Genomic DNA, 396 nt, shown 5'->3' on the forward strand with positions numbered 1-396 from the left:
GGTTGGGAGCGCTCGGCGACCGCAACGGCGCTGCTGGGCGCCGTCACCACCGCGCTTGCCCTGCCCAGGGAGGCGATGCCGAAGCTGCCGAAGACGTTCCAGCCGCCCGAAGGTTCGAGTGCCGCGGCGGAGCTGCTCAAGGTGCTCTTGCGCATGATCGCCGAAAAGGAAGGCGTCGCCTCGAAGGTGCTCGCCTCCAGCGACGATATCGACCGCATCGCGGCCGAGGGCGAGGATGCCGATGTGCCGGCTCTTCAGGGCTGGCGGCGGGCGGTGTTCGGCGAACAGGCGCTGAAGCTGGTGCGCGGCGAGATCGGCATTAAGTTCGACAAGCGCAAGATTGCGCTGTTCGACCTGTAGCATCTTCCCTTCTCCCCAAGATGGATCGCCGCGCAG

At 66.9% G+C, this 396-nt stretch carries 1 pseudogene; it reads left to right on the forward strand.

Annotation, left to right across the window (positions count from 1 at the left end):
- A pseudogene (locus EOA33_RS38605) lies at window positions 1-360 on the forward strand (ribonuclease D); the annotation flags it as partial.
- Window positions 361-396 lie beyond the last annotated feature (36 nt).

The sequence above is a fragment of the Mesorhizobium sp. M4A.F.Ca.ET.050.02.1.1 genome, from assembly GCF_003997725.1.
Taxonomy (GTDB): domain Bacteria; phylum Pseudomonadota; class Alphaproteobacteria; order Rhizobiales; family Rhizobiaceae; genus Mesorhizobium.